Below are 12,788 nucleotides of genomic sequence, written 5' to 3' on the forward strand. Positions count from 1 at the left end.
GTAACATATTTTAGGATATTATTTAAAAATGATTAGAGGGATGTAATTGAGTGATTTTGATAGTTTGATTCCTGGGTGGTTTAAATCCATCGTCCAGGTAGGTAATGATTTAATATGGTCGCAATATCTAATAGGTTTATTATTAACAGTTGGTTTCTTCTTTACAATTAGTTCTAAGTTTGTTCAGTTGCGTATGCTACCTGAAATGTTTAGAGCTTTAACTGAAAAGCCTGAAAGATTAGACAGTGGTGAGAAAGGTATTTCGCCTTTCCAAGCATTTGCTATCAGTGCTGGTTCACGTGTAGGTACAGGTAACATTGCTGGTGTAGCTACCGCTATTGTTTTAGGTGGTCCAGGTGCTGTATTTTGGATGTGGGTTATCGCCTTTATCGGAGCAGCAAGTGCTTTTATGGAAGCAACGTTAGCTCAAGTTTATAAGGTACATGATAAAGAAGGTGGCTTCCGTGGAGGTCCAGCATATTACATAACTAAAGGTTTAAACCAAAAATGGCTAGGTGTATTTTTCGCTATTTTAATTACTGTGACATTTGCGTTTGTATTTAATACTGTACAATCTAACACGATTGCTGAGTCATTAAATACTCAGTACAACATCAGCCCTGTGATTACAGGCGTAGTCTTAGCAGTGATTACAGGTATAATTATTTTTGGTGGTGTACGAAGTATTGCAACACTTTCATCATTAGTTGTACCAATCATGGCAATTATTTACATTGGTATGGTATTAGTTATTTTATTATTAAATATTGATCAAGTTGTTCCAATGATTGGTACAATTATTAAAAGTGCTTTTGGCTTTGAACAAGTAACAGGTGGTGCCGTGGGTGCTGCAATCCTGCAAGGGATTAAACGTGGTTTATTCTCAAATGAAGCTGGTATGGGTTCTGCACCTAACGCAGCTGCCACTGCAGCCGTATCTCATCCAGTTAAACAAGGTTTAATACAATCATTAGGTGTATTTTTCGATACAATGCTTGTTTGTACAGCTACAGCAATTATGATTTTATTATATTCAGGATTAAAATTTGGAGACAATGCGCCACAAGGTGTCCAAGTGACTCAATCAGCTCTTAATGAACATTTAGGTTCAGCTGGAGGAATATTCTTAACAATAGCAATAACACTATTTGCCTTTTCTTCAGTAGTTGGTAATTACTACTACGGTCAATCAAATATTGAGTTCTTATCAACTAACAAAGTTGTACTATTCATATTTAGATGTTTAGTAGTTATCTTAGTATTTGTAGGTGCAGTTGTAAAAACTGAAACTGTATGGAGTACTGCCGATTTATTCATGGGCTTAATGGCCGTTGTAAACTTAGTCTCCATTATAGGTCTTTCAAACATTGCAATTGCCGTAATGAAGGATTATCAAAAACAACGTAAAGCTGGCATGAGACCCGTCTTCAAACCCGAGAATTTAGAAATTAACTTGTTCGGTATTGAAAGTTGGGGACGAGAAAACAAGATTCCTAAAAAATATAAATCTTAGTCTAGATGACAAAGCAAATCTATATTATACTCCTTTCAAAGTGATTAACTTATTTGTTAAAACTTTGAAAGGAGTATTTTGTTTAAAAAAAGATACCTTTTAAATTTTAATATTTAGCTATATAATTTTATTAATACTAAGAAAGGTGATTATGATGAGTGAGTACTATATCTCTAAAACATTAAATAACAACGTCATCATATGCACTTATAATAATCAAGAGGTTATTTTAATAGGTAAAGGGATTGGATTTAATAAAAAAGTTGGAATGACCTTAGACGATGATGCTTCAATTGAAAAAGTTTACAAACTAGAGCAACGACAGCAACAAGAATACTATAAAACATTAGTAGAATTAGCAGACGACCATGTCTTACAAGCAGTTATCGAATCAGTAAACTTTATTACAAGTGCGACGCATACTATTGACGATAAGAATCTAGTTGTAGCATTAACCGATCATATTATTTTTGCATATAATAGATTAAAGCAAAATCAAATTATTAGTAATCCTTTCGCTATAGAAACGAAACATTTGTATAGTGAGGCGTATGATATTGCTAGTCAAGTAATAGATAGATTAAATCAGCACTTAGATGTTGAATTTCCTCCTGATGAAATAGGCTTTATAGCACTTCACATTGCTTCAAATACTGAGGATTTATCTCTTCATGATATGTCATTAATCAATAAACTAATTAGTAAGAGTATTGTCATTATAGAGAACGATTTAGGTCAACGATTGATAATCAAACGGTACAATATCAACGTTTTATTAGACATATGCAATTTCTAATTCGCCGATTTAACAATAAAGAAGCCGTACATGCACAAGACGCTTTTATTAATATGGTGAAAACTTTTTATCCTAATTCTTATAATACGGCCTTCAAAATTTCTAAAATGATTCAAAAATATCTTAATGTTCCCGTAAATGAATCAGAAATCGTTTATATGGCATTACATATTTATCATTTCGAATCTCAGATTAATTCATCACAGAACTAAGCAATCATTTGAATCGTTTTGTGTTATGATGAATAATAGCTAAATTTAATATTGTTAGTTAAGGTATGGTGAAAAGCATGGCAATAGAAAAGAAGCAAGGTGAAGAAAAGGCAAATCAGAAATTGAATTTCACTGAAACAAGATTTATGAAATTTTTAGGTGGAAAAGATTTAATATTTGCGTTAATTTCTCTTGTATTATTAGGTATTTTTATTTTTATATTTGATAAAGTTTCGTATGTATTCCAACCCTTTATTATTGTTTTTAATACAATAGCCGCACCAATCATTGTATCATTGATTTTATTCTATCTTATTAATCCTATTATCAACTTAATGGAGAGATACAATATACCGCGGCTACTAGGAATAACAATTGTCTTCTTATTAATTATAGGAGGAGCTACATTAATTGTTACTCTATTAATTCCAGTTATCGGAGATCAGATTACACGTTTAGCTAATAACATCCCTAGATACGTATCTAAATTTAATAATGTAATTGATAAGATAACTCATTTTTCATTTTTATCTTCATTTTACGGTGAAATACAGAACTGGCTAGATTCAGTTTCGAAAAAAATCCCTTCAGTAGTATCTAATTATTCTGATGGTTTTGGCACTAAAATTAAAACGTTTGCTGAAGCAATCGTTAATGTGGGTGTAGTAATTGTAACCACACCATTCGTCTTATTCTTTATGTTAAAAGATGGCCATAAATTTAAAGATTATTCTACAAAAATTATGCCACCTAGATTTAGAAAAGATTATCATGATTTAATTGAAAAAATGAGCGTGCAAGTAGGTTCATATATTCAAGGACAAATTATTGTCTCATTCTGTATCGGTGTTTTATTATACATTGGTTATACAATCATTGGTTTAGATTATGGTTTAGTTTTAGCTTCTATTGCTGCTGTAACGAGTGTAGTACCTTACTTAGGTCCTACTATTGCAATATCACCAGCTATTATTATTGCTTTAATCACATCTCCATTGATGTTATTAAAATTGATTGTAGTATGGACGCTTGTTCAATTTATCGAAGGCCATTTTATTTCTCCAAATATTATGGGTAAAACATTGAAAATTCATCCACTTACAATTATCTTTATTTTATTAAGTGCAGGTAATTTATTAGGTATTGTTGGGGTTATTCTAGGTATTCCTGGTTATGCCATTCTTAAAGTATTAGTTTCTCATCTATTCTTAATATTTAAACGTCGCTATAATAAATATTATGGAAATGATTCAGGTGAGTATGAGATTAGCAAAGAAGAATCAAAAGAATACACTAAAGCTGATTAATAAACTAAATAAAAGTAATAAAGTCACGATATTCGATCACGTTTATCGTGGCTTTTTGTATGCTTATACTTAATTACTATGCTAATAAGTCATACATTACAATTCTGTTAGCCCAATACAACTGATTATATATGTTCATACTTAAAAAGGTGTGATATATTTTAAAATAATATAAATCGAAGGGTCGAAATAAAATATGTCTGAAGAAATTAAAAATAGAATATTATCAGTATTGAAATTTTTATTCGCAGCAATATTGTTTATTGTTGTGGTAATAACGCTATACCATGAACTATCTGATATTAATTTTAAGCAAACTCTTGAATCCTTTGATCGAATTAATCGTTGGCATCTATTCGGATTATTTGTTTGTGGTGGCGCTTCAATGATTTTATTAAGTTTATATGATTTGATTCTAGTTAAAACTTTGAAATTAGATATAGCTACAAACAAAGTATTCAGAGTGAGTTATATTATTAATGCTTTAAATGCCATTATAGGATTCGGTGGTTTTATTGGTGCGGGTCTTAGAGCATTTGTTTATAAGAACTATACTTCAGAACGTAAGAAATTAGTTCACGCCATTTCAATCGTTTTAATCTCTATGTTGACAGGGTTAAGCCTTTTATCCATCCTCGTAGTACTACATATTTTCGATGCTTCCCATATACTTGATAAAGTAAATTGGGTTAGATGGATACTATATGTTGTAGCACTCTTTTTACCTATCTTTATTACTTATACAATTATTAAGCCAATTGATCAACAACATAAAACGATGGGTGTTTCATGTACACTTGTTTCCAGCTTAGAATGGTTAGCTGCAGCAACAGTATTATATTTATCTACACTTACAGTAGATATTCATATTGCTTTTACTACTGTGATTGGTATTTTTATCATTGCGGCACTTGCTGGTCTGGTTAGTTTTATCCCTGGAGGATTTGGGGCGTTTGATTTAGTCGTAATAATAGGGCTTAAGTCATTAGGTGTTCCTGAAGAAAAGGAACTCTTAGCATTACTACTTTATAGATTTGCTTATTACTTTGTACCAGTGATTATTGCGCTTATTTTATCAACGTTTGAATTTGGTTCTTCGGCTCGCAGATACTTTGAAGAATCTAAATATTATGCTCCAGCAAAAGATGTCACATCATTTTTATTTTCTTATCAAAAAGATATCGTAGCGAAGATTCCTTCATTTGCACTTGCGGTACTTGTGTTATTTACAAGTTTAATCTTTTTCATTAATAACATTACTATTGTGTATGATGGATTATACGATGCTAATCATTTTGTATATTACATTATGTTATGTATTCATACGAGTGCATGTTTATTACTATTTATTAATATAAGAGGAATCTTTAAACAAAGTAGACGCGCCATTATTTTTGTGATGATTTCTTTGATTTTAATCTTTGTTGCTACGGTATATACGTATGCATCGTTCTTATTGTTAGCGTGGTTAATTTTAATCTTTGTGTTACTTATCATTGCTTATCGACGTGCTAAGGTTGTTAAACGACCATTTAGATTGAAAAAGTTAGTACTTACGTTATTGGTAAGTGTAGTTGTGTTATACATCAATCATTTATTTATTTCAGAAACACTTTATGCCTTAGATATTTATCATCTTGAAGTGGATACGTCGTTATTAAGATATTATTTCTGGCTAACTATTTTAGTTATTGTACTTTTAGTAGGGACAATAGCGTGGTTAATGGAAGTTCGTTTTAATCGACCACATAAGGTGAAAGATTTATCTCAGTGTATCTCTATTATTGAAACATATGGAGGTAACTATTTAAGTCATTTAATTTACAGTGATGATAAAGATATTTTCATGGATGAGAGTAAACAAGCCTTTATGATGTATCGATATAAATCGAATGCGCTTGTTGTACTAGGTGATCCAATCGGTGATGATAAAGTATTTCAATCTTTATTAATTGATTTTTATAGTTATGCTGAAAAATTAGGATATGACATTATCTTCTATCAAGTGTCTGATAGATATATGCCTTTATACCATAATTTTGGAAATCAATTTTTCAAATTAGGTGAAGAAGCAATTATTGATTTAACACAGTTCACAACTTCTGGTAAGAAACGTCGTGGTTTCCGTGCTACACTAAATAAATTTGAGGATTTAAATATTAAATTTGATATTATTGAACCACCATTTTCACAAGAATTAATTTCAGAACTAAAAGAAGTGAGTGATCAATGGTTAGACGGTAGAAATGAAATGCATTTCTCAGTAGGTCAATTTACTGAAGATTATTTAGAAAAAGCGCCAATAGGGGTTATGAAAAATGATGAAGGTAAAATTATCGCGTTTTGTACATTAATGCCAACTTACTATAATGAAGCAATTTCAGTTGATTTAATTAGATGGCTACCGGATTTAGATTTACCTTTAATGGATGGTTTATACTTGCATATGTTATTGTGGGGCAAGGAAAAAGGATATAAAGCATTTAACATGGGTATGGCAACCTTATCTAATGTAGGTCAATTGGATTACTCTTATCCTAGAGAACGTATTGCTGGCCGCGTATTTGAACACTTTAATGGCTTATACCGTTTCCAAGGCTTACGTAGATATAAGGAAAAATATGGCCCTGGTTGGGAACCTAGATTTTTAGTTTATAGAAAAGACAGTTCACTATGGTACAGTATGTTAAAAATTATGAGAGTAATTCGTCATAAATAAGAAGATTTAAAAAATGAAATATAAAAAGCATCCGATAGAGTGGGAAAGATAGGAATAGCGTTACTCACTTGTTCGGATGCCTTATTTAATTAATAGTTAGATGATTTATAGTTAGCTCGATCTTGTTGTTCTTGAGCATAGCGTTCAGGATTCTTTTTGTAAAAGTCTTGATGATAAGTTTCGGCTTTGTAGAAAGTTGAAGCGGGTAAGATTTTTGTAGCAATTGCTTTATCAGAATATATGCTGTGTTTTAATTGCTCTATATATTCTTCAGCAAGTTTCTTTTGATGATCATTTGTATAGAATATGGCTGTTTGATATTGCGAACCTCTATCTTGGAATTGGCCACCGTCATCTAATGGATCAATTACAGAAAAGAAGATTTCGAGTAACTTATTGTAGGAGAATAAAGCTACATCATATTCAATTTTAACAATCTCGTAATGGCCTGTAGTTCCACTTTTTACTTCTTCATACGTTGGGTTTTGAGTTGAACCGCCCATATAGCCAGATGTAACTGTTTCTATACCATCAAACTGATCGAAAGGTTTGGTCATACACCAGAAACAACCACCAGCAAAATATGCTGTATTAATATTCATTTATGCCATCCTTTCATTGGACCTTAGTACCATTTATTTAGCAATTACTTGATTTTTTGAAGTAATTTCTATAACTTTGTTATATATAATTATAATACATAGATATACAATTTTGAAGATATTTAAAAGATAAAAGGTAGGTAAATATGACAGAAGAGAAGGATCAGACAGTATACAGACGACACGTAGAGACACAAACACCTTCCAGACGAAAAAAGAAAAAGAAGCTTCGCAAGTTACCTTTTATAATATTGATTTTAGCATTATTATTAATAATAGCTATTATCTATATTGTTCACGGTTATCGTAGCGGTGTTGATTATGCAGAAAAACATGCTAAAGATATTAAAGTGCACAAATTTAACGGCCCAGTGAAAAATGACGGGAAAATTTCAGTTCTTGTACTAGGCGCTGACCAGGCAAATGGTGGGCAATCACGTAGCGATTCAATTATGGTTGTACAATATGATTACATACATAAAAAGATGAAGATGTTGTCAGTGATGCGTGATACTTACGCAGAAATCCCTGGTTATCAGAACTATAAAATTAATGCGGCATATTCACTTGGAGGACCAGAATTATTAAGAAAGACATTAAATAAAAACTTAGGTATTAATCCAGAATATTATGCTGTTATTGACTTTAAAGGTTTTGAAAAAATGATTGATGAATTAGAACCTAATGGTGTACCAATCGATGTTGAAAAAAATATGTCTGAAAATATAGGCGTAGCGCTTAAGAAAGGTCATCAACGTTTAAATGGTAAAGAATTACTTGGCTATGCAAGATTCAGACATGATGAAGAAGGCGATTTTGGCCGTGTAAGACGACAACAGCAAGTGATGCAAACTTTAAAACAAGAACTTGTTTCACCTAGTACGGTTGTTAAATTACCAAAGGTTGCTGGTATATTAAGAGGTTACATTAATACAAACATGCCTAACTCAGCAATCTTCCAAACAGGAACTAGCTTTGGTATTAGAGGAGATAAGAATGTTGAATCCTTAACGGTTCCAGTGAAGAATTCTTATCAAAACATAAATACTAATAACGACGGTAGCGCCTTAGAGATTGATAAAGAAAAAAATAAAGAAGCAATTAAAAAGTTCTTTAACGAATAATAAAAGAAAGTGTGATAAAAGCTAGTTAACAGCTTTTAAGCAAAAGTGATAAATTTTTTAGTCGCTACTATAATGGCGTGAAGATCATCTCATTATGAGAAAATATCTTCACGCCATTTTTTTATGTTACTTCAATGAATTTTTAAAAGAGTAAGCCATAAAATTAATAAAAATCTTTGTTTTAATGTAACAATAAGATAATTATGTAAACTTTGCATTAATTATCAGATTTTCTTACTCCACCTACACCATAATGGTTCTTTTGCATTTCTTCAATAACCACGTGGATAGCTTCACGATTAGCACCAGTTGTTTTTTCTACAGCATTTGTAACTTCAGTTACTAAATCTTTTAATTGTTCATCAGAACGTCCTTCAAGTAATTTAACATTTACAATCGGCATATATAGGCCTCCTTTTCTGAATTTATAGTTATTATAGCATTTTTTTGAAAAGCGCTCCATAAAAATAATAGAACATTCGTTCTTTTATGTATTGAAATAGAACACTTGTTCGTATATAATGAAAGTGTCTAAGGGAGGTTGCTAATGTGTATGACTATAATTTACTTGAAGACAGAGATGTATTGTGTATTGATCAAAAGAGTTTTTTTGCGAGTGTTGCGTGTATTGAAAAAGGTTTAGACCCACTAAAAGCCAAATTAGCTGTAGTTGCTGATACTAAACGACAAGGGTCAGTAGTTTTAGCGGCTACGCCTAAGTTAAAGGAAATTGGAATAAAAACAGGCTCAAGATTATTTGAAATTCCACATCGAAATGACATTTATATTATTAATCCTAGTATGAGAAAGTATCTAGAAGTATCAATTGAAATTTCTAAAATTGCATTGCAATATGTTCCGGGAGAAGATTTACATCAATATAGTATCGATGAATTTTTTATGGATGTGACAAATAGCTATCATCGTTTTAATTCTACTGTCATTTCATTTGCTGAACGATTGCAACAGGAGATTGAAGATAAAACAGGTATATATTGTACGATAGGCATTGGCTCTAATATGTTATTAAGTAAAGTCGCTATGGACATTGAAGCTAAGCATACAAAAAATGGTATTACTGAATGGCGTTATCATGACATACCACAGAAGTTATGGAAAATAAAGCCGCTAAGAGATTTTTGGGGAATAAATAGAAAAACTGAGATGAAGTTGAATAAAAAAGGGATTATTACGGTAGGAGACTTAGCTCAATATTCTTATAGATATTTAAAAAGAGACTTTGGAATTTTAGGAACTGATATGCATTTACACGCTAATGGCATTGACCAAAGTAAAGTAAGAGAAAAATATAATATTACTAATCCCTCAATCTGTAAAAGCCAAATTTTAATGAGAGATTACCGATTTGAAGAAACTAAAGTGGTAATGCAAGAACTTATAGAAGATGTTGCAAGTCGTATAAGAGCACGTAAGCAATTAGCGCGTACAATCCATTTTTCATTTGGATATACCGAAGGCGGGGGTGTACACAAACAGTATACTTTAACAGATGCTACTAATTTAGAAAGAGATATTTTTAAAGTCGTTAATTATTATGCTAATCAATTATGTGATAAGCAAGCACTGTATCGAACACTTAGCGTATCATTGACACAATTAATTAGTGAAAACGATAGACAATTAAATTTATTTATTGATGAATATGCGAGAAAAAGAGATGAAAAACTAGCTAAAACAATTGATTACTTACAAAGTAAATATGGAAAAGGCATCGTATCTAAGGCTATTTCATATACCGATCCAGGAACGAAACATGGACGGTTAGGATTAATGGCAGGACATAAAATGTAGAGAAGCATCCTCCAAATTAATTACTAATGCTGCAATTCGATAGTTGTCGAAACAGCATTGAATTAAAGGAGGATGCTTTTATTTATAGAATATGTGTTTCGAAATCACTCAAGACTTTAATAGCTAAGTCTCGGTGTTCAGGAGTTTTAAAATAAATTTGTAAGGCACCTAAAATATCTTCACGATTTTCAATGATTTTTAAGTTACTTATAGAAATATTATGTAAACTTAATATAGTAGTAATTTTACTTATCATACCCACTTTATCCGGAATATCAATATATAGTGCATACTCAGTATTTAAGGCGCCTTGTTGTTTAGCAGGTAATTGATCTCTGTACTTTTTTGCATTGTCAAAAAAGTCATATATTTTTTTAGAATCATTGTTTTTAATATGGTTAGAAATATCTTTAATTTGTCGTTGAATCATTTCTAGACCTTGTAAAATATTCTCTTTATTACTTAGTGCAATATCTCTCCACATGTTAGCATTACTGCTAGCTATACGGGTTATGTCTCTAAAACCACCGGCTGCTAATTGTTTAATTAAGGGATGGCTAAATGCATTTCTTTCACTCACGTGTACTAAACTTGCTGCCAAAATATGAGGGACATGGCTCACAATACTAGTTACAAAATCATGTTCTTCAGCTGAAGAGGTTATAAACTTAGCTGAAGTTGATGATAATAATTCTTGTAAAATCTCTGCTGCCTTAGCATTGCGTGGATTGTTATAAATTAAAATATAATAGGCATTTTCAAATAAACGACTTTTAGCATTTAAAACACCAGATTTGTGACTTCCTGCCATAGGATGACCACTAACTAAATGGATGTTATGTTTTAAAAGATTATCTTCGTATCTTTGAATAGTTAATTTAGTACTACCGGTATCTGTAATAATGGGGTGGGGGCGAGTTTGATAATTAGGCAATTCTTTTAAATAGTTTTCAGTCTGTTGAACTGGCGTAGCAAATATAATTATATCTGCGTCTTTAACACCAGTAGCGTAATCTTCAACAATAGTGTCAATAATACCAATGGATAAGGCCTTATGTAGTTGGCTAGTATTAGTATCAAAAGCTGAAATTTTAAAATTTGATCTATAAAACTTTAAATTACTAGCTAAACTCCCGCCAATTAATCCTAGACCTACAAATAAAATATGTTTAACCATAAAAGAATCACCTTATTTCGAAATTTTCAGAATATATACATTGTAAATTAGACTTAAGATTTAAACAATAAGAGAATATAGAAATAATAGAGATAGAATTATAAATAAGCTAAAATGGCAATAAATAACATTTTTTATAGAGGGGGAATTTGAATGAGCGAAACAATTTTACAAACGATACAAGAGTTAACTGAGATTAATAGTCCATCAGGAAATGCTACAAATGCTATTAACTATGTTAAAGAAAAAGTAGAGCAATTAGGCTATCCAACTCAACTCACTAACAAAGGTGCATTGATTATTACAGCTCAAGGTGAAGATTATGAAATGCAAAGATGTATTACGGCGCACGTAGATACATTAGGTGCAATGGTTAAAGAAATAAAGGAAGATGGTCGTCTAGCTATTAGCTTAATCGGTGGTTTTACTTATAATGCTATTGAAGGAGAATATTGTGAAATCCAAACTGAAGCTGGCGAAGTGTATACTGGAACAATTTGTTTACACGAAACTAGTGTTCATGTCTATAAAGATAACCATCAAATTCCACGAGATATAGAACATATGGAAATCCGTATAGATGAGAAGACGACAACAGCATTAGAAACTAGAAATTTAGGGATAGAAGTAGGAGACTTCGTAAGTTTTGATCCTAGAACTCAAATTACTTCTTCAGGTTTCATCAAATCTCGACATCTAGATGATAAAGCAAGTGTAGCAATGATAATGGAATTGCTTAAAAAGCTTAAAACGGAGAATATTAAGTTACCTCATACAACTCAATTTTATATCTCAAATAATGAAGAAATTGGCTATGGAGCCAACGCATCTATCTCACCGAATATCGTCGAATTTATCGCTTTTGATATGGGGGCCTTAGGAGATGGCCAAGCGTCTGATGAATATACTGTTTCAATCTGTGCAAAAGATGGTTCGGGCCCATACCATAAAGGTTTAAAAGCACATTTAGTTAATTTGTGTAAGCTTCATGATATTCCTTATAAGATTGATATTTATCCTTACTATAGCTCAGATGCTTCAGCGGCGTTAAAAGCCGGATCAGATATTCGTCACGGGTTATTTGGTGCAGGAATTGAATCTTCTCATGCACTTGAACGCACACATATTGAATCGATAAAGGCAACTCAAGATTTACTATATGCATATTGCTTATCTCCAATTAATTTATAAAATGAATGTTGACAAATAAATTATAAGTGTGTATTATACTGAAATATAAGAATTATTAAACAATTCTGTTAATTAAGTAGATGATATGATTTGTAGTAAGAAGAAAGCTAATGGGTGATGTAAATTAGCACAACATATCGTTCGAAATGGGCTCAGAATTTCAATATTTTATACATGATGAGTGAACATAATTTTATGTTAAGTAAGGTGGCACCACGGTAACGCGTCCTTATGATAGACGTGTTAGTTGTGGTGTTTTTTGTATACAATTAAATCAGTATAAATGTAGTAATTATTAGAACGGTAGCGATAGAAAGTTAGTGGTTGATGTAAAC

At 31.5% G+C, this 12,788-nt stretch carries 9 protein-coding genes and 1 pseudogene; 7 read left to right on the top strand and 3 right to left on the bottom strand.

Features of this window, described 5'->3' with window-relative positions:
* Nucleotides 1–46 precede the first annotated feature (46 nt).
* The 4 genes and pseudogenes from alsT (at nucleotide 47) to mprF (ending at nucleotide 6,547) form a co-directional block, all read left to right on the top strand.
* Nucleotides 47–1,513, top strand: a complete 1,467-nt coding sequence (gene alsT, locus FH144_RS10825) for a glutamine transporter AlsT (RefSeq protein WP_242315810.1) — start codon at nucleotides 47–49, stop codon at nucleotides 1,511–1,513.
* A gap of 154 nt (nucleotides 1,514–1,667) precedes the next feature.
* A pseudogene (gene glcT / locus FH144_RS10830) lies at nucleotides 1,668–2,521 on the top strand (glucose PTS transporter transcription antiterminator GlcT).
* Nucleotides 2,522–2,598: 77 nt separating this feature from the next.
* Nucleotides 2,599–3,828, top strand: coding sequence for an AI-2E family transporter (locus FH144_RS10835; RefSeq protein ID WP_107508601.1), 1,230 nt, complete (start codon nucleotides 2,599–2,601; stop codon nucleotides 3,826–3,828).
* 196 nt (nucleotides 3,829–4,024) lie between these two features.
* Entirely contained in the window at nucleotides 4,025–6,547 is a 2,523-nt protein-coding gene (gene mprF / locus FH144_RS10840) for a bifunctional lysylphosphatidylglycerol flippase/synthetase MprF (protein ID WP_242315812.1), read from the top strand.
* A gap of 89 nt (nucleotides 6,548–6,636) precedes the next feature.
* Here mprF and msrA read toward each other — a convergent pair whose 3' ends face one another.
* A complete protein-coding gene (msrA, locus tag FH144_RS10845) occupies nucleotides 6,637–7,149 on the bottom strand; it encodes a peptide-methionine (S)-S-oxide reductase MsrA (protein ID WP_107508603.1) in 513 nt (170 codons plus the stop codon).
* A 146-nt stretch (nucleotides 7,150–7,295) separates the two neighbouring features.
* Here msrA and FH144_RS10850 point away from each other — a divergent pair, with 146 nt between their 5' ends.
* Nucleotides 7,296–8,273, top strand: coding sequence for an LCP family protein (locus FH144_RS10850; protein WP_242315814.1), 978 nt, complete (start codon nucleotides 7,296–7,298; stop codon nucleotides 8,271–8,273).
* Nucleotides 8,274–8,490: 217 nt separating this feature from the next.
* Here FH144_RS10850 and FH144_RS10855 read toward each other — a convergent pair whose 3' ends face one another.
* Nucleotides 8,491–8,676 carry a 2-hydroxymuconate tautomerase gene (locus FH144_RS10855; protein ID WP_103166971.1) on the bottom strand — a complete coding sequence of 62 codons (186 nt, stop codon included), beginning with the start codon at nucleotides 8,674–8,676 and terminating at the stop codon, nucleotides 8,491–8,493.
* 146 nt (nucleotides 8,677–8,822) lie between these two features.
* Here FH144_RS10855 and FH144_RS10860 point away from each other — a divergent pair, with 146 nt between their 5' ends.
* Entirely contained in the window at nucleotides 8,823–10,085 is a 1,263-nt protein-coding gene (locus FH144_RS10860) for a Y-family DNA polymerase (protein WP_242315816.1), read from the top strand.
* Between the two features lie 82 nt (nucleotides 10,086–10,167).
* On the opposite strand, the gene FH144_RS10865 is transcribed toward FH144_RS10860, so the two are convergent.
* Nucleotides 10,168–11,262 carry a prephenate dehydrogenase gene (locus FH144_RS10865; protein WP_242315818.1) on the bottom strand — a complete coding sequence of 365 codons (1,095 nt, stop codon included), beginning with the start codon at nucleotides 11,260–11,262 and terminating at the stop codon, nucleotides 10,168–10,170.
* A gap of 153 nt (nucleotides 11,263–11,415) precedes the next feature.
* Here FH144_RS10865 and FH144_RS10870 point away from each other — a divergent pair, with 153 nt between their 5' ends.
* Nucleotides 11,416–12,453: a M42 family metallopeptidase gene (locus FH144_RS10870; RefSeq protein WP_242315820.1), complete on the top strand. Its 1,038-nt coding sequence runs from the start codon at nucleotides 11,416–11,418 to the stop codon at nucleotides 12,451–12,453.
* The last annotated feature ends 335 nt before the right edge of the window (nucleotides 12,454–12,788 follow it).

The organism is Staphylococcus sp. acrmy, from assembly GCF_022690565.1.
In the GTDB taxonomy this organism is placed as follows: domain Bacteria; phylum Bacillota; class Bacilli; order Staphylococcales; family Staphylococcaceae; genus Staphylococcus; species Staphylococcus caledonicus.

Excerpts from the sequence above, each read along its gene's own strand:
- FH144_RS10870 (WP_242315820.1), top strand. The coding sequence starts at position 11,416 with ATGAGCGAAACAATTTTACAAACGATACAAGAGTTAACTGAGATTAAT.
- msrA (WP_107508603.1), bottom strand. The coding sequence starts at position 7,149 with ATGAATATTAATACAGCATATTTTGCTGGTGGTTGTTTCTGGTGTATG.
- FH144_RS10835 (WP_107508601.1), top strand. The coding sequence starts at position 2,599 with ATGGCAATAGAAAAGAAGCAAGGTGAAGAAAAGGCAAATCAGAAATTG.
- mprF (WP_242315812.1), top strand. The coding sequence starts at position 4,025 with ATGTCTGAAGAAATTAAAAATAGAATATTATCAGTATTGAAATTTTTA.
- FH144_RS10865 (WP_242315818.1), bottom strand. The coding sequence starts at position 11,262 with ATGGTTAAACATATTTTATTTGTAGGTCTAGGATTAATTGGCGGGAGT.
- FH144_RS10850 (WP_242315814.1), top strand. The coding sequence starts at position 7,296 with ATGACAGAAGAGAAGGATCAGACAGTATACAGACGACACGTAGAGACA.
- FH144_RS10855 (WP_103166971.1), bottom strand. The coding sequence starts at position 8,676 with ATGCCGATTGTAAATGTTAAATTACTTGAAGGACGTTCTGATGAACAA.